The organism is Nocardioides sp. NBC_00850 (assembly GCF_045207335.1).
GTDB lineage: Bacteria > Actinomycetota > Actinomycetes > Propionibacteriales > Nocardioidaceae > Nocardioides.
Window position 1 is genome coordinate 5,080,005 of sequence record NZ_CP108845.1, and the last position, 21,194, is coordinate 5,101,198.

At 69.2% G+C, this 21,194-nt stretch carries 24 protein-coding genes; 10 read left to right on the forward strand and 14 right to left on the reverse strand.

What is annotated here, in order from left to right; translation table 11 throughout:
* Window positions 1–2: 2 nt before the first annotated feature.
* Window positions 3–647, forward strand: coding sequence for a TetR/AcrR family transcriptional regulator (locus OH802_RS24635; RefSeq protein WP_406023015.1), 645 nt, complete (start codon window positions 3–5; stop codon window positions 645–647).
* Here the strand turns inward: OH802_RS24635 and OH802_RS24640 are convergent.
* Window positions 618–1,232 (reverse strand): hypothetical protein, encoded by a 615-nt coding sequence (locus OH802_RS24640; protein ID WP_350661678.1) that lies wholly within the window; start codon window positions 1,230–1,232, stop codon window positions 618–620. The two genes, OH802_RS24635 and OH802_RS24640, sit on opposite strands and share 30 nt — an antisense overlap.
* Before the next feature lie 17 nt (window positions 1,233–1,249).
* Here OH802_RS24640 and OH802_RS24645 point away from each other — a divergent pair, with 17 nt between their 5' ends.
* A complete protein-coding gene (locus OH802_RS24645; RefSeq protein ID WP_168381104.1) occupies window positions 1,250–1,423 on the forward strand; it encodes a hypothetical protein in 174 nt (57 codons plus the stop codon).
* Window positions 1,424–1,541: 118 nt separating this feature from the next.
* Here the strand turns inward: OH802_RS24645 and OH802_RS24650 are convergent, their stop codons facing one another.
* Complete coding sequence (locus OH802_RS24650) at window positions 1,542–2,930, reverse strand: NAD(P)/FAD-dependent oxidoreductase (protein ID WP_406023017.1); 1,389 nt, start codon at window positions 2,928–2,930, stop codon at window positions 1,542–1,544.
* A 124-nt stretch (window positions 2,931–3,054) separates the two neighbouring features.
* Between OH802_RS24650 and OH802_RS24655 the strand changes: the two genes are divergently transcribed.
* The 4 genes from OH802_RS24655 to OH802_RS24670 all read left to right on the forward strand — a co-directional run bounded on the left by OH802_RS24655 (window position 3,055) and on the right by OH802_RS24670 (window position 7,344).
* Window positions 3,055–3,528 (forward strand): Lrp/AsnC family transcriptional regulator, encoded by a 474-nt coding sequence (locus OH802_RS24655; protein ID WP_008363265.1) that lies wholly within the window; start codon window positions 3,055–3,057, stop codon window positions 3,526–3,528.
* The gene (locus OH802_RS24660; protein ID WP_406023019.1) at window positions 3,525–4,904 is read left to right on the forward strand and encodes an NAD(P)/FAD-dependent oxidoreductase; all 1,380 of its coding nucleotides are present in this window, start codon (window positions 3,525–3,527) and stop codon (window positions 4,902–4,904) included. The genes OH802_RS24655 and OH802_RS24660 overlap by 4 nt, the downstream gene beginning before the upstream one ends.
* A gap of 97 nt (window positions 4,905–5,001) precedes the next feature.
* On the forward strand, window positions 5,002–6,309 hold the full coding sequence (locus OH802_RS24665; protein WP_406023021.1) for a hypothetical protein: 1,308 nt from the start codon (window positions 5,002–5,004) through the stop codon (window positions 6,307–6,309).
* A 162-nt stretch (window positions 6,310–6,471) separates the two neighbouring features.
* Window positions 6,472–7,344, forward strand: a complete 873-nt coding sequence (locus OH802_RS24670; RefSeq protein WP_406023023.1) for a serine protein kinase RIO — start codon at window positions 6,472–6,474, stop codon at window positions 7,342–7,344.
* A gap of 60 nt (window positions 7,345–7,404) precedes the next feature.
* Here the strand turns inward: OH802_RS24670 and OH802_RS24675 are convergent, their stop codons facing one another.
* Together OH802_RS24675 and OH802_RS24680 are read right to left on the reverse strand one after the other, a co-directional pair.
* Window positions 7,405–7,995 carry a hypothetical protein gene (locus OH802_RS24675; RefSeq protein WP_406023025.1) on the reverse strand — a complete coding sequence of 197 codons (591 nt, stop codon included), beginning with the start codon at window positions 7,993–7,995 and terminating at the stop codon, window positions 7,405–7,407.
* Window positions 7,996–8,589 (reverse strand): TetR/AcrR family transcriptional regulator, encoded by a 594-nt coding sequence (locus tag OH802_RS24680; RefSeq protein ID WP_357360784.1) that lies wholly within the window; start codon window positions 8,587–8,589, stop codon window positions 7,996–7,998.
* Window positions 8,590–8,660: 71 nt separating this feature from the next.
* Between OH802_RS24680 and OH802_RS24685 the strand changes: the two genes are divergently transcribed.
* A complete protein-coding gene (locus tag OH802_RS24685) occupies window positions 8,661–9,539 on the forward strand; it encodes an oxidoreductase (protein ID WP_406023027.1) in 879 nt (292 codons plus the stop codon).
* An 18-nt stretch (window positions 9,540–9,557) separates the two neighbouring features.
* Complete coding sequence (locus OH802_RS24690) at window positions 9,558–10,670, forward strand: LOG family protein (RefSeq protein WP_406023029.1); 1,113 nt, start codon at window positions 9,558–9,560, stop codon at window positions 10,668–10,670.
* Here the strand turns inward: OH802_RS24690 and OH802_RS24695 are convergent.
* The gene (locus OH802_RS24695; RefSeq protein ID WP_406023031.1) at window positions 10,645–11,805 is read right to left on the reverse strand and encodes a glycosyltransferase family 4 protein; all 1,161 of its coding nucleotides are present in this window, start codon (window positions 11,803–11,805) and stop codon (window positions 10,645–10,647) included. The two genes, OH802_RS24690 and OH802_RS24695, sit on opposite strands and share 26 nt — an antisense overlap.
* A 187-nt stretch (window positions 11,806–11,992) precedes the next feature.
* Between OH802_RS24695 and OH802_RS24700 the strand changes: the two genes are divergently transcribed.
* A complete protein-coding gene (locus OH802_RS24700; RefSeq protein ID WP_406023033.1) occupies window positions 11,993–12,427 on the forward strand; it encodes a hypothetical protein in 435 nt (144 codons plus the stop codon).
* A gap of 27 nt (window positions 12,428–12,454) precedes the next feature.
* Here the strand turns inward: OH802_RS24700 and rlmN are convergent, their stop codons facing one another.
* From rlmN to rpsB, 8 genes are all read right to left on the reverse strand, one after another.
* A complete protein-coding gene (gene rlmN, locus OH802_RS24705; RefSeq protein ID WP_406029401.1) occupies window positions 12,455–13,579 on the reverse strand; it encodes a 23S rRNA (adenine(2503)-C(2))-methyltransferase RlmN in 1,125 nt (374 codons plus the stop codon).
* Window positions 13,580–13,700: 121 nt separating this feature from the next.
* The gene (locus tag OH802_RS24710) at window positions 13,701–14,099 is read right to left on the reverse strand and encodes a hypothetical protein (protein ID WP_355229198.1); all 399 of its coding nucleotides are present in this window, start codon (window positions 14,097–14,099) and stop codon (window positions 13,701–13,703) included.
* Window positions 14,100–14,178: 79 nt separating this feature from the next.
* A complete protein-coding gene (locus OH802_RS24715) occupies window positions 14,179–14,682 on the reverse strand; it encodes a histidine phosphatase family protein (protein WP_406023035.1) in 504 nt (167 codons plus the stop codon).
* Window positions 14,683–14,697: 15 nt separating this feature from the next.
* A complete protein-coding gene (locus OH802_RS24720; RefSeq protein ID WP_406023037.1) occupies window positions 14,698–15,591 on the reverse strand; it encodes a phosphatidate cytidylyltransferase in 894 nt (297 codons plus the stop codon).
* A 174-nt stretch (window positions 15,592–15,765) separates the two neighbouring features.
* Window positions 15,766–16,320 carry a ribosome recycling factor gene (gene frr / locus OH802_RS24725; RefSeq protein WP_201451342.1) on the reverse strand — a complete coding sequence of 185 codons (555 nt, stop codon included), beginning with the start codon at window positions 16,318–16,320 and terminating at the stop codon, window positions 15,766–15,768.
* Window positions 16,321–16,383: 63 nt separating this feature from the next.
* Window positions 16,384–17,097 (reverse strand): UMP kinase, encoded by a 714-nt coding sequence (gene pyrH, locus OH802_RS24730; protein ID WP_406023039.1) that lies wholly within the window; start codon window positions 17,095–17,097, stop codon window positions 16,384–16,386.
* 168 nt (window positions 17,098–17,265) lie between these two features.
* Window positions 17,266–18,075 carry a translation elongation factor Ts gene (gene tsf, locus OH802_RS24735; protein WP_355229204.1) on the reverse strand — a complete coding sequence of 270 codons (810 nt, stop codon included), beginning with the start codon at window positions 18,073–18,075 and terminating at the stop codon, window positions 17,266–17,268.
* 48 nt (window positions 18,076–18,123) lie between these two features.
* Window positions 18,124–19,038: a 30S ribosomal protein S2 gene (gene rpsB / locus OH802_RS24740; protein WP_406023041.1), complete on the reverse strand. Its 915-nt coding sequence runs from the start codon at window positions 19,036–19,038 to the stop codon at window positions 18,124–18,126.
* Window positions 19,039–19,460: 422 nt separating this feature from the next.
* Here rpsB and OH802_RS24745 point away from each other — a divergent pair, with 422 nt between their 5' ends.
* The gene (locus OH802_RS24745) at window positions 19,461–20,084 is read left to right on the forward strand and encodes a M23 family metallopeptidase (RefSeq protein WP_406023043.1); all 624 of its coding nucleotides are present in this window, start codon (window positions 19,461–19,463) and stop codon (window positions 20,082–20,084) included.
* 129 nt (window positions 20,085–20,213) lie between these two features.
* On the opposite strand, the gene OH802_RS24750 is transcribed toward OH802_RS24745, so the two are convergent.
* Entirely contained in the window at window positions 20,214–21,176 is a 963-nt protein-coding gene (locus OH802_RS24750; RefSeq protein WP_406023045.1) for a tyrosine recombinase XerC, read from the reverse strand.
* Window positions 21,177–21,194: the final 18 nt, after the last annotated feature.

The window sequence follows — 21,194 nt, forward strand, 5'->3', positions numbered from 1 at the left end:
CCATGAAGCGACGGCACGGCGACAGCGCCAGGCAGCGACGCGACGCCCTCGTCCGCGCCACGATCGAGGTGGCTGCAGAGAAGGGCATGGCCGGGGTCACCCATCGGGCCGTGACCGAGCGCGCCGGACTGCCGCTGGCCACCGTCGGCTACTTCTTCGACTCGATCACCGATCTGGCGGCCGAGGCGCTGCGCACGGGCGTGGCCGAGGACGTCACCCGGCTGCGTACGCTCGCCGACGAGCTCGCCGCGACCGAGTCCGGCACCGATGCGATGGCCGAGGCGTTCGTCGCGGCGCTGATGTCCCCGCCGGCCGACTCACTCGCCTTTCTCGAGGGGTTGCTCCACGCCGCCCGCGAGCCGCAGTTCCGGCCGGTGGTGGCCGAGGCGATCACCGCCGGCCGCGCCGTCTCGGACCGCGCGGCGAGCGTGGCGGGCGCGACGCGGACCGATCCGGACTCCGTGCTCGCCCTCGCGCACGGCTACCTGCTGCACGCCCTCGCGGCACCTGAGCTGGTCGACCCCGAGGCGTTGTTGCGTGGGCTCCGTGCCCTTGTCATCGGCACCCTGGTCGAGAGCGGCGAGGTCTCGCTCGCCCTTCGCCTCGCGGGTCGCGACTCAGCCGACGACGCGTACCTCGCTACCTAGGACTGCCCCGTCCTGCAGAGTCAGGTGGTCGCCGGACCAGAAGCGACCCGGGTCGTAGTAGTTGGTCGGGCGCTCGTCGTCGAGCAGGCCCATCTCCTGGTAGGTCGCGGCGACGACCTCGGCACAGAAGACCTGCTCGAGCCCGGCCTTCGAGCGCACCCTCCCCCGCGCCCAGCGTCCGGCCAGCGCAGCGGTCGAGGGGAACGGCGTGCCGTCGAGTCTGGCGATCGTCCGCAGCAGCGCGTCCTCGCGCGGGCGGTCGATGTCGGCGGTCAGCTGACGCAGCCAGACCTGCTGCTCGTAGCGGCCGGCCCACTGCTCGACCGCGGCACGCAGATCATGGAGCTGTACGCCACGGTGGTGCGTGCCGGTATAGAGATCGAGCAGCCCCTTGCCGAGCTCGGCGTGCCACATCAGCGGCGGCAGGTCGTCGAGCACCACCGCCATCCCGACATGGTTGACCGGGGCGTTGCTGAGCATCCGGATCGCTCGGTCGGCGGCCGAACGCCCGCGGAAGAGCCACAGATCACCGGTGCGGGTCTGGTCCACGGCGTCGGCAAGGGAGATAGTGGTGTCATCAGACATCGTGAGCAGGGGGTCCTATGAGTTTCGGCAGTGCACGCGTGTGGAAGATCGTCGGTCTCGCCGGACTGGCCGGAGTCACCGCGACAGGCGTCATCATCGCGCGCAACCACCGCCAGCGTACGCAGCGCACGCCGGAGGAGATCCACGCGAAGCTCCGCGAGCGGGTCGCGGCGGCGCAGGACGCTGCCTGAGCCCGGTGCAGGGATACCCGGTTAACCGGGTATCCCTGCACTTATCAGGCAATGCAACACCCGAGAAGCGCAGGAATTGCCTGTACGCCGTGACGGATGAGGTTCGAGTGACTCGCCGCTAGGAGTCGAAGCCGAGCCCGAGCCGGTCCATCGTCCGCAGGAACAGGTCACGGCGCCCGCCGTTGGCATCGGCCTTGCCGAGCGAACGCACCATCATCGAGATGCCGGCGTACCGGGCAGGCTCGGGAGGGAACGGCAGCGGCTTGGAGCGCACCATCTCCAGCGACGTACGTTCCGTCTGCTCGCCGCCGAGGAGGTCGAGCATGACCTGGGCGCCGAAGCGGGTGGCTCCGACGCCGAGACCGGTGTAGCCGAGGGCGTAGGCGACGCGGCCGGCGTACGCCTTGCCGAAGAACGCCGAGAAGCGGGTGCAGGTGTCGATGATGCCGGCCCAGCGGTGGGTGAAGCGCAGGCCCTCTAGCTGCGGGAAGGTCTCGAAGAAGTGGCCGGCGAGCTTGTCGTGGGTGGCGCCGGTCTCGAGCTCCGGTGAGATCTTCGAGCCGAAGTGGTAGATCGCGTCGTAGCCGCCCCACAGGATCCGGTTGTCCCTGGTCAGGCGGTAGTAGTGGAAGTGGTTGGCGGAGTCGCTGACGCCCTGCCGGTTCACCCAGCCGATGGCGTCCATCTGCGCGGCGGAGAGCGGCTCGGTCATGAGTACGTAGTCGTAGACCGGCACGGTCATCATCCGCAGTCTCCGCAGCAGCGGCGGGAAGGCGTTGGTGGCCAGTGCCACCCGCCCGGCCCGGACCGAACCCGCGATCGTCGAGACCCGCATCCCCGCCCCGTCCCGGTCGAGACCGGTGACCGCGGAGCCTTCGTGGATCACCACACCGGCGTCCAGACAGGCCTGCCGCAGACCCCAGGCCAGCCGCGCCGGTTCGACCGTGGCCGTGTCACCGACCACCTCCAGGCCACCGAGGTAGGTCGGCGAGCGGAGCTCGTCCCGCACCCCGGTCTCGTCCAGCAGCCGGTGCTTGATGCCGTGCTCGGTCAGCGCGGTCGACCACTCGGCGAGGTCGTCGACCTCGTGCGGGCGGGTGGCGACGTTGAGCGCGCCGGTGAGCTGCCAGTCGCAGTCGATGCCGTGCTCCTCGATCGTCGCGGCCATCTCGTTGAGGTTGTCCTGGCCGAGCCGGTCCAGCGTCGCGAGCTCGTCGGGCCAGCGCTCCAGACCGTTCCAGAAGCCATGGGTCAACGACGCCTCGGCGAAGCCGCCGTTGCGGCCCGATGCCTGGTCCCCGCACTGGCCGGCCTCCAACAGCACAACCGACCACGACGGAAACCGCTCGCGGGCCAGCAGTGCCGTCCACAGCCCCGAGTATCCGCCTCCGACGACCACCAGATCCGCCGACTCCACCCCGAGCAGAGGCGGCAGCGGCGCTGGCTTCGCAGGGTCGTCCAGCCAGTAGACGGCGGGCTTCGCATCGGTCAGCGAGACATGGTTCACGACGCCCACTATGACAACTTCAGCGACCTTCAGCCACACACAATGTACGGAATCATGGAAATTGTTCGTTACACACGACGGATTTCGTTGCATCTGGCCACGGCAAACAGGTTGACTGGGTGCCATGACCACTCGCAAGCGCAACGGGGGCGCTCACCTCGACGAGGTCAACAAGCTGATCATCGAGCAGCTCCAGCAGGACGGGCGACGCAGCTATGCCGCGATCGGCAAGGAGGTCGGCCTGAGCGAGGCCGCGGTGCGGCAGCGCGTGCAGCGCCTCGTCGACAGCGGCGTCATGCAGGTCGTCGCCGTCACCGACCCGCTCGAGCTCGGCTTCGCGCGGCAGGCCATGATCGGCGTACGCACCTCCGGACCGATCGAGGGCATCGCCGACGAGCTCGGCAAGCTGGACGAGGTCGACTACATCGTCATCACCGCCGGCTCCTACGACCTGCTCGTGGAGGTCGTCGCCGAGAGCGACGAGGCCCTTCTCAACCTCGTCTCCAGCAAGATCCGCGCCATCGAGGGCGTGGTGAGCACCGAGACGTTCATGTACCTCCACCTGCACAAGCAGACCTACGCCTGGGGCGTGAGGTGAGCAACTACCCCGAGATCAGCCTGTGGCACGAGACCGCCGGCGACACCTGGGAGCCGCGGCCGGCGCTGATGGGCGACATCGAGGTCGACGTCGCGATCGTGGGTGCGGGCTACACCGGCCTGTGGACGGCCTACTACCTGGCCGAGGCGAGGCCCGACCTGAAGATCGCGGTCCTCGAGGCCGAGGTCGCCGGGTTCGGGGCCTCGGGCCGCAACGGCGGCTGGTGCTCGGCCCTCTTCCCCGCCTCGCTCGACAAGGTGGCGGCGGGCTCCAGCCGGGAGGCCGCGCTCGCCCAGGACCGGGCGATGCGGGCGACCGTAGACGAGGTCATCCGGGTCGCCGAGGCCGAGGGCATCGAGGCAGACATCGCCAAGGGCGGCACGGTCGTCGTTGCCCGTACGGCTGCCCAGCTCGAGCGCGCCCGCGACGAGGTCGAGCACGCCCGCTCCTGGGGGCTCGGTGACGCCGAGATCTCTCTGCTGGACCGGACCGCTGCCGAGAAGCGGCTCGCCGCGACCAGCACCCTCGGTGCGACCTACACCCCCGACTGCGCCGTGCTCCACCCCGCAAAGCTCGTCCGCGGCCTGGCCCGCGCCGTCGAGGCCCGCGGCGTCACGATCTACGAGCAGACCCGGGTCACCGCGATCGAGCCGCACCAGGTGCGAACCGAGCGTGACGTGGTCACCGCCGATGTCGTCGTACGCGCCACCGAGGGCTACACCCCGACGCTGGCCGGCCTCGAGCGCGAGGTCATCCCGGTGCGCTCCCTCATCATCGCCACCGAACCGCTCTCCGACCTGGTCTGGTCGAGCATCGGCCTCGAGGAGCGCGAGACGTTCTCCGACGGCCGGCACCTGCTGATCTACGGGCAGCGCACCGCGGATGACCGGCTGGTCTTCGGCGGCCGGGGCGCGCCGTACTCGTTCGGGTCGAAGATCACTCACGCGGACGCCTCCGACCTGCGCACGCATCGTCGCCTGCTGGCGACCCTGATCGAGATGTTCCCGGCCGTACGCGGCCACAAGGTCACCCACCGATGGGGCGGCGTGCTCGGCATCCCGCGTGACTGGCACGCCTCGGTCGGCTACGACCCCGCCAGCGGCCTCGCGCACGCCGGCGGTTACGTCGGCGACGGCGTCGCGACCACCAACCTCGCCGGCCGTACGCTGCGCGACCTGGTCCTCGGCACCGAGTCCGATCTCACCGCCCTCCCCTGGGTCGGTCACGTCTCACCGCGCTGGGAGCCGGAGCCGCTGCGCTGGCTCGGCGTCAACGCCGGCCTGCGCGCGATGACCATGGCCGACGCCGAGGAGACCGCCACCGGCAAGGGCTCCCTGGTCGCCCGGGCCGTCGCTCCGCTCGTCGGCGGTCACTGACGATCTTCGGGCTCCCCATCGCGAGACCGACGGACTCCGTCTGCTGACGTCGAGCGGCTACGCTGCCGCTGTCGTACACAGAATCTCGGGGGAAGTCATGTCCGTGTCGTCCGGCGCCACGAAGGCGCTCATCTCAGGGGCGGTCGCCATCGCCGTCTGTGCGCTGGTCGTCGGGGTCGCGCACTGGCGAGCCCACGACCTGGTCGCCGGCGACGTCGTGTGGCACACGGAAATCGACCGGGACGCCAGCGAGGCAGTTGTCGTACGCGACCGGATCTACACCTACGAAGACGACCAGCTCACGATTCGTGACCTGGGGACCGGGAAGACAGTCGCCGAGGAGTACCAGGACGGCACCTGGGCACACATCGGGGACGGCGGGCACGCTGCGGTCGTCGACATCGAGAGCATCGCGATGTACGACCGGGACGGCAGAGAGGCGTGGCACCAGAGAATGGATGACCTCTATCTGCCGATCGCCATCAGCCGCGACGGTCAACTCGATGCCATCGCGTGCCCGGAGAAGGGCACGTGCATCACAGTTCATTTCGACGCCTCGGGTCGAGAGACGTCACGAACCAGACGCGAATCGCCCGACCTCTGGACACCGGCGTTCATCGGCACCGACTCCTTCGAGGACCACCCGTCTGTGCAACGCGCCCCAACGATCCCGACAGGCACCGACTCAAAGCAAAGTGCGGCCTTCCAGGTACGTGACGGCAAGCCGTTCGGTCCGTCTGTCGAGGTCATGGACGATGTCGCAGCCCAGGTCGGTGACCTGCTCGTGGGCATGACACGCAAGGACGGCACCTGCACCTTCAACGCCGTCCGAGCGGGCGAGCAAGCCTGGACCAGTTCAACGCCCTGCCCGGACCTCGGGTACCCGAAGGTCGACGTTTTCACCAACCGGATCTACGTCACCAATCCCTCCGGTGACGCCTACGACGTCGTCACCGCTGACCTCAAGGGTCGACGAGCCACCAGCTTCCGGGTTCGGACCGGACCGTCCTCGGAATCGGATCGGACGCAGTTGTCGCCGACATCGGATGCGGTCGTGCTCGCGCTGACCGACCAGGTCTCCGCGTACTCCCCCACCACCGGGAAGCGTCTGTGGACCAAGAAGCTGAACCGAACCTCTCACGACGCGCTCGAGAAGACGAAGAAGATCTATCCCGGCATCGAGGTCAGCGGTCCGGTCATCGACCAGTATGAGAATGCTCCCCAGGCATTGGCCGGACTCGCTGTCGGGCGGGACGTACCGGCGTACACGCACACCTACATCGACGCAGCCTCCGGCAAGGAATCAGCCGAGCTCGCCGCGCCCTACGGGGTCGCCTCCCTCGGGCTGGACGACGGACGTGTGCTGGTGCTCGGCGACGACGATCTCTGGCTCGTCGCCCCCTAGGGGCCCGATAAACCTGTTGCATACGCCGGTCGCGGTCCTCCACCATGGAGCGCGACCGGCGTCCTCGTCCACGAGGCGCCCCTGATCGAGAGGAGCAGACCATGACTGTCGTTGTCCTGTGCCTGCCCACAGACCACATCTCTCGTATCAGGAGCACCCGAAGTGACTCAGGAGAACCTCTCCGCTGATCCTCTCCAGAGGATCGACCCGAATTTCGTCTTCGACTTCCAGGCGTACGACGACCTGGACGACGGACAACGCTGGTCCACCTGGCTCTCCGTGGAGCCGCTCTCCCGTGGACCGGAGCCACGCCCGGACTGGGTGGTGACCTCTCAGGGCGCCATCGACACCGAGCTCGGCATCCTCAAGACCGGCAAGGAGGCCGACGCCTTCCTGGTCGTACGGGCCGACCCGCTCTTCCCGGAGCAGGAGGCGCTGATGGTTGCCAAGCGCTACCGCGACGCCGACCACCGCACCTTCCACCGGGCCGCGAGCTACACCGAGGGCCGTTCGGTCAAGCGCTCCCGTGACGAGCGCGCGCTGAAGAAGGGCTCGACCTTCGGCCGCGAGGTCGCCAAGGCCGAGTGGGCCAACGCCGAGTGGAACGCGCTCGTACGCTGCTGGAATCTCGGCCTCCCGGTCCCCTATCCGGTGCAGATCGACGGGACCGAGATCCTGATGGAGTGGATCGCGGTCGACGACGGCAACGGCGAGCTCGAGACGGCGCCGCGGCTCGCCCAGACCCGGCCGGAGCATCATGTCCTGGAGATGTGGTGGGACGGGCTCGTCGACGCGCTGGCCACGATGGTGCAGGCCGGCCTGGTCCACGGTGACCTCTCGCCGTACAACATCCTGGCCCAGCAGGACCGGCTCGTGATCATCGACCTTCCTCAGATCATCGACCTGGTCGGCAACCCGCTGGGTTTCGACTTCCTGCTCCGCGACATCAGCAACGTCGCGAAGTGGTTCCAGGCCCGAGGCCTGGAGGTCGACGAGCAGGAGGTCTACGCCGACCTGATGGCGCACGCCTTCTGAGCCCGCCGGGTGCTGCCAGGAGTGCGCGATGACGTACTCCTGGCAGCACGGCGCGGCGGTTCAGCCACTGAAGGAGCAGACCTTGGGGGCTCCCTCGAAGAAGAGGTGCCCCAGGATCGAGTCGCCGAGAAACTGCGTACGCATCGTGACGCCCGAGGGATGCTCCAGATCGGCGGAGTCGAAGTCGCGGTTGGTGCCGGCGACCATGCCGTTCAGGTTCTCCCGCTTGCTGATCCGCCATCCGTGGTCGGCGAGGTAGTCGAGGATCTCGACATACCCGGCAGCTCCCGCCTCGCTCACCTCATCGAAGGCAACCTCCTCGGTCGCCTCCCACACGAACCAGGCACCAACCTGGACCAGGCTGTGGTCCGACTCGTCGACGCGGCACTCGTCCACCGTGGCATCCTCCGGCCAGCGGAGCCCGTCAGGCGTCGGGATCGAGTTGATCTGCTCGAGGTGGGGTTCGAGCTCGTCACGCCAGACCTCGAGCGCCTTCAGGTCCGTGACGACCGCGCGCTCCGCTTGTCTGCTCTCATCCACGCTCGCCCGGATGACAATCCCTGCGAGCAGCAGGAGGGTGCAGAGGATCGCGATGCCGATCCCCACTTCCACGAGTACGCTGCGTGCCGCCACCGCGCGAAGAAGGCGCATCTAGCGGGCCAGGCCGCGCATCAGGGTGGCGACGACGTCCTCCAGCATCCGCTGGGACTGCTCGGGCGTCACGAAACCGGAGCCGACGAAGGTGGCCAGGCCCTGGATCGCGGCCAGGACGGTGACGCCGATGACCTCGGGGTCACCGTCGACGACCTCACCACGGGCCTGGCCCTCGGTGAGCAGGGCGGTGGGGTGGGCAAAGGCGGCGGCGACGGCCTCGGCGATCTCGGCACCGGAGGTCTCGCTGTGCTTGCGTGCGAACATCACCGAGAGCAGTGCCGGGTTGTCGGTGGCGAACTCCAGGTAGGCCGAGGCGAAGGTCACCAGGTCGTCGGTCAGCGAGCCGCGGGTGGCCAACGCGGCGTCCATCACCTCGCCCAGCCGCCGGAATCCGGCGACCGCGAGCGCGTCGAAGAGCGCGTTCTTGTCGCGGAAGTGGGCGCTCGGCGCAGCGTGGCTCACGCCCAGATCGCGGGCGATGCCGCGCAGCGAGAGCGCGTCGGTGCCCGACTCGCGCAGCACCTCCTCCGCACGGCGGAGCACCGCGGCGCGCAGGTCGCCGTGGTGGTAGCGGGTCATCGTCTCGGTCATCAGGCACACCTTATCGAGATTTCACCCATATAGACATTGTCAAGATTCTTGGCAGCGCCTAGATTGGAGACATGACCGAACAGAAGTGGACTTCCGAACGGCTGCCGACCTTCGAAGGCCGCACCGTCATCGTCACCGGCGCGACCAGCGGCCTGGGCCGCATCGTCGCCACCCAGCTGGGTGCGAAGGGCGCCCGCGTCGTCCTGGCCGTACGAAACGTCGCCGCCGGCGAGGAGGTGGCGGCCGCGATCGGCGGCCGCGCCGAGGTGCGGGCGCTCGACCTGGCCGACCTCGGCTCGGTGCGGCACTTCGCCGAGGAATGGGAGGGCGAGATCGACGTACTCATCAACAACGCCGGGATCATGATGGTGCCCAAGCGCCTCACGGCCGACGGCTACGAGAGCCAGTTCGCCACCAACCACCTGGGGCACTTCGCGCTCACCAACCTGCTGCTCCCCCACATCACCGACCGCGTCGTGACGGTCGCCTCCTCGGCCCACCGCTGGGGCGGGTTCGACCTCGACGACCTCAACTGGGAGCGGCGCGACTACCAGACCGAACGGGCCTACGGGCAGTCGAAGATCTCCAACCTGCTCTTCACCCTCGAGCTCCAGCGGCGCCTGGAGGGCACCGGGCTCCGGGCGTACGCCGCCCACCCGGGCTACGCCGCGACCAACCTGCAGAGCCACACCGGCAACCCGGTCAAGCACGCCCTCATGGCACTCGGCAACCGGGTCGTCGCGCAGTCCGCGGAGGCGGGCGCCCTCCCGACCCTGTACGCAGCCAGCCAGGACCTTCCGTCGGGAAGCTACGTCGGGCCGGACGGCTTCGGCGAGTACCGCGGCAGCCCGACGCTCGTCGGCCGCACCGCGGTCGCCTCCGACCCCGAGCTCGCCCGCAAGCTGTGGACCGAGTCCGAGCGCCTGACCGGAGTCTCCTGGCCACTGTGAGTCGGTAGGTTTCTCGGTATGAAGCATCACCGCGGACGGCATGTCGACATCGAGTCGGTGGAGGAGCTCGACGGGCATCTGGCGGCGGGGGCGGGGAGCCTGAAGGGATGGCGGCTGCGGTCGCTGAACCTGAGCTCGCGTTCGGAGACCCTGCGGGAGACCGAGCTGGCCGGGGCGACGTTCCTCGGGTGCACCTTCGCGCCCGGGGACGGCGACTACGCCGAGGACGAGGGCGCGCTGGTGATGCCGGTGATCCCGGAGACACCGGTCGACGTCTACCGCTCCCGGCTCTACACCGCCGATGAGCTCTACGACGACCCGGTCTATGCGCGGAGCCTGGATGCGAGGGCGTACGCCTGGCTGCAGCAGCCGCTCGACGCCGACGATGAGCTCGCGATCACCCTCCACGACCATGCGATCGACGCCGCGCTCGAGGCATGGGTGCGGGCGCGACGCGACGAGGGCACGCGGATCGTCGGGATGATGGGCGGGCATGCGCTGCGGCGGGGCGAGGAGGGCTACGCGACCGCCGCCCGCCTCGCCCAGCACCTGGCGAGCCGTCATGTGGTCGCCACCGGCGGCGGCCCGGGAGCCATGGAGGCCGCCAACCTGGGCGCCTTCCTCGCCGGGGCGCCGAAGACGGTGCTCGACGATGCGCTCGCCTCCCTGGCCGCGGTGCCGTCGTTCCGGCCCTCGATCAGGTCATGGGCGCAGGTGGCTCTGGACGTACGGAACCAGGTCGAGGGCAAGCCCGGAAGGTCGCTGGGGATCCCGACCTGGCACTACGGGCACGAGCCGCCCAACGTGTTCGCCGGGGCGATCGCGAAGTACTTCCGCAACGCCACCCGCGAGGCGGTGCTGCTGGAGGTCTGCGACGGCGGGATCGTCTTCCTGCCCGGTGCCGGCGGCACGGTGCAGGAGGTCTTCCAGGACGCCTGCGAGAACTACTACGCCGACGCGAGCGCGGTCGCGCCGATGGTGCTCGTCGGGCGCAGCTACTGGACCGAGGAGCTGCCGGTCTGGCCGCTCCTGCAGGCCCTCGCCCGCGGCCGCGCGATGGAGGGCCACGTCCACCTCGTCGACACCGCCGAGGAGGTCCTCGACGTCATCGCAGCCGGCGCCCCCGGATGACGTCGCGGTAGTGGTCGACCAAGGCCGCGTTCACCGCGCCCCAGGACTTGTGCGCGACGCTCTTGCGGGCCTCGCGCCCCATCCGCAGCCGCAGCTGCGGATCGTTGTGGAGCAGCGCGACGTGGGAGCCGAGGTCATCGCGGCTGCCGGGCTCGTAGAAGAACCCGGTGACGCCGTCGGCGACCAGGTCCAGCGGCCCGCCCGAGCGTGGCGCCACTACCGGGACACCGGAGGCGAGCGCCTCCTGGACCGCCTGGCAGAACGTCTCGTGAGAGCCGGTGTGCGCGAAAACGTCGAGGGAGGCGTACGCAGCCCCGAGCTCCTCCCCCTGCAGCACGCCCATGAAGGTCGCGTTCGGGAGCAGGTGGCGCAGCTCGCGCTCCTGCGGGCCGCCACCGACGAGCACGACCTTGTACGCCGGGTTCTGCGCGAGCGGAGCCAGCAGGTGCAGCTCCTTCTCCTGGGCGAGGCGGCCGACGTACCCGACGATGGTCTCCCCGTTGGGCGCGAGCCGGGCGCGCAGATCGTGGTCGATGCGGCTCGGGTGGAACAGCTCGACGTCGACGCCTCGCGGCCACAGCCCGGTGCGCTGTACGCCGAGACCCTCGAGCTGGGTGAGGGCCGACGAGCTCGGTGCCAGGGTGCGGTCCGCGGCCGAGTGCGCCTGACGGGTGAGCATCGCCGCGGCCTGCGGGCCGCCGACCGCCTTGTACTTGTCCCAGAAGCCGACCAGGTCGGTCTGGTAGATCGCCACGCTCGGGATGCCGAGCTCCTTGGCCACCAGCACCGCCTGCCGCCCGAGCAGCGCGGGTGAGGCGACGTGGATGACGTCGGGGCTGAACCGGCGCATCACCGCGCGCAGCTTGCGCCGCGTCTCCAGGCCGACGCGGAAGTCCTTGTAGACCCAGAACGTCGCACCTCGGGTCCGGGTCACCGGGAACCCGGCGTACTCGGTGGGCCCGGTGGGGGCCACGACCTCGACGGTGTGGCCGTCGATCGCGAGATGCTCCAGCACGCGGCGTACGGAGTTGGTCACGCCGTTGACCTGGGGCAGGAACGACTCCGTGACGATGAGGACACGGAGCGGCTCTGAGTTGGCGGCGACCAGCGGGACCCGATCGAGGCTGATGCTCATGTTCCTGATCGTGAGCGCCGTCCGGCAACGTGACCCCCGACTTGGTTGACGGGTCGGTGAACCTCCCGTGGCCAGAACTCCGTGACGGGCGACAGATGGTCCGGGCGGTGTCATCAGCGGAAACGTCGCGTGACTCTCAGAAATCTGGGGCTTGCCGCCCGCCCGCTCACTTTGCCACGATCGCGGCATGACCACCGATGAGGAGCACCTCCGGCCCGAAGGCGTCGACGACCTCACCGTCGAGGCGCTCGGCTCCATCAGCGAGGCACTCGAAGCGATCGAGATCGCCCGCGGTCATCTGTACGCGATGCATCGCATCACCGGCACGGCCGACCTCACCCTCGGCAAGGGTGTCGAGCAGCTGCGCGAGGCCGGTCACACCGAGCTGGCGGACACGTTCGAGCGCGAGCTCGTAGGACGCAATGTGCTCGACGGCAGGTGGACGTTTCAGATCGTCGAGGAGTACGACGACGGCTACTACGCCACTTTCAAACGGCTGGAGAAGGAGGCTCGCGAAACTCTCGTCGAGGGCAAGCGGCACCTCTACGAGTCGGAGATGAAGGAAGTCCGCCGCACCCGAGGCCGACACGGCCACGAGAGCCGGCCCGAGCCAGGGGCTTGAGCCGGCCGATCGTGAAGCCGCGTCGCGCTAGGACACCGACTGAGCCGCGAGCTGGCCGCAGGCACCGTCGATCTCACGGCCGCGGGTGTCGCGGACGGTGGTGGAGATGCCCTTGGCCTCGAGGCGGCGTACGAACTCGCGCTCGTCCTCCGGGTCGCTCGCGGTCCACTTGGAGCCGGGGGTCGGGTTCAGGGGGATCAGGTTGACGTGGACCCAGCCCCAGTCGCCGTAGGAGTTGAGGACGTCGGCGAGCATGTCGGCGCGCCAGGCCTGGTCGTTGATGCCGCGCATCATCGCGTACTCGATGGAGACCCGGCGCTTGGTGACCCGCGCGTAGTTCCAGGCGGCGTCCACGGTCTCAGCGACGGAGAAGCGGGTGTTGATCGGGACGAGCTCGTTGCGCAGCTCGTCGTCGGGTGCGTGCAGCGAGAGGGCGAGGGTGACCGGGATGCCCTCCTCGGTGAGCTGCTTGATCCGGGGTACGAGGCCGACCGTGGAGACGGTCACGTGGCGCGCCGAGAGACCCAGGCCCTCGGGTGCCGGCGAGGTGAGGCGGCGGACCGCGCCCATCAGCGCCTTGTAGTTGGCCATCGGCTCGCCCATGCCCATGAAGACCACGTTGGATAGACGACCGGGGCCGCCGGGGATCTCGCCGCTGGCCATCTGCCGGGCCGCGACGACGACCTGGTGAACGATCTCGGCGGTCGACATGTTGCGTTCGAGACCGCCCTGGCCGGTCGCGCAGAACGGGCAGGCCATGCCGCAGCCGGCCTGGGAGGAGATGCAGACCGTGGCGCGGTCGGTGTAGCGCATCAGCACCGACTCGACGAGGGCGCCGTCGAAGAGCTTCCACAGCGTCTTGCGGGTGGTGCCCTTGTCGGCCTCCTGCTGACTGATCGGCGTCATCAGGTCGGGCAGGAAGGTGTCGACCAGCTCCCGGCGCTGGCCGGCGGGGAGGTCGGTCATCTTCTCGGGGTCGTCGACCAGCCGCTCGAAGTAGTGCACCGAGAGCTGCTTGGCCCGGAACCCCGGCAGCCCGGCCTCCTTCGCCGCGTCCTGACGGCCGGCCAGATCGAGGTCGGCCAGGTGGCGCGGCGGCTTTCCGCGGCCCTTGGGCGGCGCCATCACCAGGGGCAGGCGGCGCCCCTCCATCGCGGCGGCCTCGGCCTCAGGGCTGTGCGGGGCCGGTACGTTCGCAGGGTCGGGCTCGGTCACGCATCCATTGTCCCACCGGGGTGCGGCGTACGGCTAAACCTGGATCCGGCCCGCCCGGTCAGCCCGTCTTCAGCAGGATCCAGAAGACCAGCGAGCCGACACCGACCACCACCAGCACGGTGAGGATGATTCCCAGCCAGACGAACTCGGCCAGGCGGCGGGTCTTGCGCGGGATGAGCAGAGCCAGGGGCACCAGCAGGGTCAGCGCCACCCACGGGAACAGCTCCTCGGCCCGCTCCTGCCCGACGACCCACGTCAGCAGCGCGCCCCAGGTGCCGGGCACGAGGATCGCGTACGCCAAGCCGATGTAGAAGCCGACCAGGGCCGCCACAGTCGGGTGCGAGTCGTGCAGCCATGCCGACAGGCCACTGGACCCCGAGGACTCCTCCTCCGGGCCGTGATCTGCCTCGACGTCTGGATCGGAGTCCACGTCGAGGTCCGCGGGACGCTGGGTCACTCTTCAACCGTAGCGCCGAACGACGACTTCCTTTGGTAAAGAATCGCTGCCCCGACGAACTCTGGGTGATTGCGGCCGATCAGGCGTCGACGGTGATCAGGTCTGGGAAGGCGAGGTCTCGCCACCGGGCGAGATCTGGCGGCGTGCCCGTCAGCTCGCTCACCAGGACGGTCCAGGCCGTGCCGTGACCGATGAGCACGGCGTCTTCGCCCGCGTGGGCCGAGAGGATTCCGCCAACGGCCTTCGTCACGCGGGCGCGGCACTCCTCGAGCGGCTCCCAGCCGTCGTACGCCGGCAGCGTCGGCTCCGCGAACGCTCGCTCGACTGTGGCGTGGAAGTCCTCGATCCAGGCCTCGCCGCGGCGGTGCTCACGGAGAGCATCGACCACACCGACGTCGCCGTCGGTGAGGAGCTGGGCGGTCTGCTGTGCCTTGGGCTCGGGCGAGGAGTACCACGCCGCGCCGGCCGGCAGCCGGTCACGCAGAGCCCAGACGTCGTCGAACCCGGCCGGGTCGAGCTCCCAGTGCTCCGCGGCGACGCCGCGCACCTGGATGGGTCGTCCGTGGCGTACGAGGAAGAGCATCCGGCTGGAACCCGGTCAGAAGACGGCGTAGTGGAGGATCAGCCAGACCGGGGCGACGGTCGCCAGGAGCGAGTCGAGGCGGTCCATGAGGCCGCCGTGGCCGGGGATGATCTGACTCATGTCCTTGATGCCGAGGTCGCGCTTGATGACCGACTCGACCAGGTCGCCGAGGACGGCCATCACGCAGGCGACCACGCCGAGCGCGACACCGACCCACCAGGCGCCGTCGAGCAGCCATACGACCAGGCCGACGCCGGTGGCGACGGTGAAGACCACCGAGCCGACGAAGCCCTCCCACGACTTCTTCGGGGAGATCACCGGCGCCATCGGGTGCTTGCCGAAGAGGACCCCGGCCACGTAGCCGCCGATGTCGGACATGATCGTGAGCAGGACCCAGACGATGATGCCGCGTACGCCGTCGTCGGAGAGGCCGCCCGAGGTCCAGCCGCCGCCCTCGCGGAGCATGAGCGCGACGAACGAGCCCAGGAACGGCAGGTAGAACAGGGTGAGGACGGCAGCGGCCGAGGTGCGTACGTAGCCGTCGACCCCACGCCGCAGCACCCATAGCATGATCACCAGAGCGGTCACCGCGGTGGCCGTCACCAGCGCGTCGGAGCCCAGGAAGTAGGCGACCAGGACCATCACCGTGCCGCCGATCATCAGCGGTTGCTCGGGGACGTCCATGTCCTTGGCCATCAGGCCCCGGTGGAGCTCCCAGACCGCAGCGACGACACAGCCGACGACGATCAGCATGAACGCCGTCTTCACGAACATCAGGCTCAGCGCGATGGCGACCAGGAGGACGACGGCAGAGCCGATCGCCGCGGGCAGGTTGCGGCCGGCGCGGCCGTAGTCCTTCTTCGGCGGCTCGGAAGCTGACGGAGAAGGAGACGGCGGCGTCTGGCTCACGAGTGATTCCTTCATGCTCAGGTCTTTCTTCTGGATCCCGGCCGCGGCGCTTGTGGGGCTCGACTGCGTCGCGCGATGGATCTCGACACGCGGTCGCCGCTTCGCAAGCTCAGCGGCGCGGTCGCTCGATCTCTTCGCGTTGTGACCCTGCGACTTCGTCGCAGGGTCACAGGCTCAGACCTCGAGCAGCTCGGCTTCCTTGGACTTGAGCAGCTCGTCGATCGCGTCGGTGTGCTTCTTGGTGAGGCTGTCGAGGCGCTTCTCGGCACCGGTGACGTCGTCCTTGCTGGCCTCGCCGTCCTTCTCGAGCTTCTCAAGACCCTGCTTGGCCTTCTGGCGCACCTGACGCACGGAGACGCGGCCCTGCTCGGCCTTCTCCTTGGCGAGCTTGATGTATTCCTTGCGGCGCTCCTCGGTCAGCTCCGGGAAGACCGCACGCAGGATCTTGCCGTCGTTGGACGGGTTGACGCCGAGGTCGGAGTCGCGGATCGCCTTCTCGACGTTGGCCATCGCGCCGATGTCGAACGGGGCGATGTTGATGATCCGCGGCTCGGGGCTGGTGAACGAGGCGAGCTGCTGGATCGGCGTCGGGGTGCCGTAGTAGTCGACCAGGATCTTGCTGAACATCTGCGGGGTGGCCCGGCCGGCACGAATCGTGGCGAAGTCCTCACGCGTGGAGTCCACCGACTTCACCATCTTGCTGTCGGCCTCGTTGAGGATGTCGTTGATCACCGGATGCTCCTGTGCGCTCGTAAGTGTTGTGGGTGTGGGTGGCGTGTGGGCTCGTGCCGCTCAGCCAGCGGTGACGAGCGTACCGATCTTCTCACCCTGGACGATCCGGTAGACCGCCCCCTCGTCCTCCGCACCGTAGACGACGATCGGCATCTTGTTCTCCATGCAGAGGGCGAACGCGGTGGCGTCGGCGATCTTGAGCTGCTTCTGCAGCGCCTCACCGAAGGTGATCTCATCGTACTTCGTCGCCGTCGGGTCCTTCTTCGGGTCGGCGGTGTAGATCCCGTCGACGCCGTTCTTGGCCATCAGGACCACCTCGGCGTGGACCTCGAGGGCGCGCTGGGCGGCGACGGTGTCGGTGGAGAAGTAGGGCATGCCGGAGCCGGCGCCGAAGATCACGACGCGGCCCTTCTCGAGGTGACGCATGGCCTTGCGCGGGATGTAGGGCTCGGCGACCTGGCCCATCGTGATCGCGGTCTGCACACGGGTGTCGACACCCTCCTTCTCGAGGAAGTCCTGCAGCGCGAGGCAGTTCATCACGGTGCCGAGCATGCCCATGTAGTCGGCGCGGGACCGGTCCATGCCGGCCAGCTGGAGCTCGGCGCCGCGGAAGAAGTTGCCACCGCCGACGACGATCGCGACCTGCACGCCGGAGGCCGCGACAGCGGAGATCTCCTTGGCGATCGCGGCGACCACGATGGGGTCGACACCGACCTCGCCACCGCCGAAGTTCTCTCCGGACAGCTTGATCAGGATGCGCTGGTAGCGGGTCATGCCGTGGCCTTTCCTGGGGCGACGTCTTGCGGGGTGGTGCATGTAGGGGTGGCGTACGAAAGGGCCGGTCCGATGATCACCATTCGGTTCATCGGACCGGCCCCTTTCGTCGTACGTTGCTGCTCAACCTAACTGATCACGCGCCGTTGGCGCGGAGTCAGGCTCGGTTCAGGCGCCGACGTCGAAGCGGGCGAACTGCTTCACCTGCGTGTTGGCGGCGTCGAGGACCTGCTTGACGGACTTCTTCGACTCGAAGACCGACTCCTGGTCGAGCAGGACGATCTCCTTGAAGAACGCCTTGATCCGGCCCTCGACGATCTTGGCGACGGCAGCCTCGGGCTTGCCCTCCTCGAGCGTCTTCTTGGTGAGGACGTCCTTCTCGGCGTCGACCACGTCGGCCGGCACCTCGTCGGAGGTGAGGTACTGCGCCTTGAGCGCGGCAGCCTGCTGGGCGGCCTGCTTCGCGGCCGCCTCGTCACCCTCGTAGGCGACCAGGACGCCGAGGCTCGGCGGCAGGTCGGAGGCCTTCTTGTGCAGGTAGACCGTGGTCTCACCCTCGAAGTAGGCGACCTGGCCGAGCTCGATCTTCTCGCCGATGGTGCGGGCGAGCTCCTCGACGGTCTCGCCGACGGTCTTGTCGCCGAGCGAGATGGCCTTGAGGGCCTCGAGGTCGTTGACCTTGTTGGCGTCGGCGGCCTCGGCGATCTGCTGGGCAGCAGCGACGAAGCTCTCGTTCTTGGCGACGAAGTCGGTCTCCGAGAGGAGGCTGACCAGAGCGTTGCCGGACGCGGCGACGAGGCCGGCCGAGGTGGTGCGCTCCGCGGCGCGGGCGGCGGCCTTGGCCGTGCCCTTGACGCGAAGGATCTCGACAGCCTTGTCGAAGTTGCCGTCAGCCTCGTCGAGCGCCTTCTTGCAGTCCATCATGCCGGCCTGGGTCAGCTCACGGAGCTTCTTGACGTCGGCAGCGGTGTAAGCCATGCGTGTCTTCCTCTGACTTGTTAAGTGGCTTTGGGTGGACGATGAGGCTCAGGCCTCGGCCGGGGCCTCGGGGCTCTCGGCGGGGGTCTCCTCGGCCGGAGCCTCGGTGGTCTCAGCAGCCTCAGCGGCGGGCGCCTCGGCGGCGGGGGCCTCGGCGGCCGGGGTCTCCTCGGCCTTCGCCTCCTCGGCAGCCGGGGTCGCCAGGAGCTCGCGCTCCCACTCGGCCAGCGGCTCCTCGGCGGTGGCGCCCTCGGTGCCCTCGGTCTTGCCACCGGAGCGGGCGATGAGGCCCTCGGCGACGGCGTCGGCGACCACGCGGGTCAGCAGGCCGACCGCGCGGATGGCGTCGTCGTTGCCCGGGATCGGGAAGTCGACCTCGTCGGGGTCGCAGTTGGTGTCCAGGATGCCGACGATCGGGATCCTGAGCTTGCGAGCCTCCTCGACAGCGAGGTGCTCCTTCTTGGTGTCGACGATCCACACGGCGGACGGGGTGCGACCCATCTCGCGGATGCCGCCCAGGGTCTTCTCGAGCTTGTCGCGCTCCCGCTTCATCTGCAGGAGCTCCTTCTTCGTGCGGCCCGAGCCGGCGACGTCGTCGAAGTTGACCTCGTCGAGCTCCTTGAGGCGGTTGATCCGCTGGTGCACGGTCTGGAAGTTGGTGAGCATGCCGCCCAGCCAGCGCTGGTTGACGTAGGGCATCCCGACGCGCGTCGCCTGCTCGGCGATGGCCTCCTGGGCCTGCTTCTTGGTGCCCACGAACATGATCGTGCCGCCCTTGGCCACGGTCTCCTTGATGAAGGCGTAGCTGCGGTCGATGTAGGCCAGCGACTGCTGAAGGTCGATGATGTAGATGCCGTTGCGGTCCGTGAGGATGAACCGCTTCATCTTCGGGTTCCAGCGACGGGTCTGGTGTCCGAAGTGGACGCCGCTCTCGAGGAGCTGGCGCATGGTCACGACTGCCATGATGTTTTTTCTCCTAGGTGGTGGCCCGCGTGTGCACCGCTGGTTGCTCGACCTTGCGTTTCTCGAGGTCGGGCGGGTGTTGGCGCGAGCCGGTCGGTTTTCAGTTTCGCGCCCATCAGTGCTGATGGGCCCTGACGCCTGCACGCGGTCCGACCTGAGCGTGCTGCTCGGGACTGAGGGCCGCGCCCGCGGGCGACCGGCGTCTCGGAGCGAGGCACCGTCGCGGTCTGCTGGCGTGCGAAGTCAGCCCACAGGGGGCTGCCGGTCCAAGACTAGCCGCCGACCGGGGTCTCGGGCCAATCCTCCGTGACCGGCTCCGGCGCGGGCCGATCAGTGTCCACAGGGGTGTCTCGGGACGGGGTTATCCACAGGACGTACGCCGCTCGTTGTGCGGGTCCTCGATCCGGGGTTGTCTGCTCGTCATGACCTCGTACCGCCTCTCCGACCGGGCCCGTGCCCTCGTCGCGGCCCTGTTCCTCGTCGTCCTCATCGCCCCGGCAAGCCCAGCCCTCGGAACGCCACGTGCCGAGGTGGCGCCGTCCGGCGCCTCGCTGGGTGGGGCAATGGGTCACGACGAGGGTCCGAGCCCGGTCGGAGAAGCCGACGAAGTCCCCCAGGGCGAATGGCCACTGGCGCCCCAGCCGGAGGTCGTGCGCCGCTTCGATCCACCAGATGCTCCGTGGGGTGCGGGTCATCGCGGCGTGGACCTGGCCGGGTCGCCGGGCGCGGTCGTCCGCGCCGCGATGGCCGGCACGGTCGCGTTCGTCGGAGTGATCGCCGGCAAGGCGGTGGTGAGCGTCGACCACGGAGCCACGCGGACCACCTATGAGCCGGTCGTGGCCACCGTGGCCGTCGGCGATCCGGTCGCGGCCGGAGCGCCGTTGGGCCGGCTCGGTATCGCCAGCTCCCACTGCTTCCCGGCCGCCTGTCTGCATTGGGGCTGGATCCGCAACGCGGACGATGTCTACCTCGACCCGCTCCTGCTCGTCGACGCACCGCAGCCGGTCCGGCTCCTCCCCCTCTGGCGCGGCGACCCGATCCGGTAGGCCGAATCCGCAGTTGTGGCGGGCCGAAACCGTAGTTGTGGGCGAAGAAGCTCGACTTTCGTCGCCCACAACTCACTTCTCGGCCGCCACAACTACACACTCGGCCGACGCGGGTGACGTCTCGTCGGATCAGGCGCGGGGGTGGGCCTGACGGTAGGCCTTGCGGAGCCGGTCGCTGCTGACGTGGGTATAGATCTGGGTGGTGGCCAGGCTGGCGTGACCGAGGAGCTCTTGGACCGAGCGCAGGTCGGCGCCACCCTCGAGGAGGTGGGTGGCGGTGCTGTGGCGCAGGCCGTGGGGACCGATGTCGGGGGCGCCGGGGACGTCGGCGAGGCGGCGGTGGACGAGGGTGCGTACGGCACGCTGGTCGAGCCGGCCGCCGCGGGCCCCGAGAAACAGGGCCGGTCCGGAGGACTCGGTGACGAGCTGCGGGCGGCCACGGACGACCCAACGGTCGAGCGCGCGCACCGCGGGGCCGCCGAAGGGCACCATCCGCTCCTTGCGTCCCTTGCCGAGCACCCGGATGACGCGGCGTTCGTAGTCGACATCGTCCAGGTCGAGGCCGACGAGCTCACCGACGCGGGCGCCGGTCGCGTAGAGCATCTCCAGCGCGGCGATATCGCGCATCCCGACCGGCGTGCCGTCCTCGGCCGCTGTGATGGCGGCGGCGATGAGGGACTCGACCTCGTCCGGGCGTAGCACGGGCGGAAGGGTCCGGTGGGCCTTGGGCGAGCCGAGCGCGGCACCGGCATCGACCTGCGCCCGGCCGGTCCGGACCAGCCATCCGCAGAAGACCCGGGCCGCGGTGGCTCTCCGGGCCAGGGTCGTACGTGAGTGGCCGGTCGTCTGCTGCTTGGCCAGCCAGCTGCGCAGCGTGCGCAGGTCGATCGCCTCGGGCTCGGTGCGGCCCATGCGGCCGGCGTGGTCGAGCAGGCTGCGGATGTCGCCCAGGTAGGCCCGGACCGTGTGGTCGGAGAGCCCGCGTTCGGCGCTGAGGTGTCGCTCGTAGTCCCCGAGCAGCGCGGCGTAGACCTCGGGCAGCTCCGCTTCCGCGGCCCCGCCTTCCGGGTCCCTCTCGGGTTCAGCGCTCACCCGAGCCAGGATAGGTGT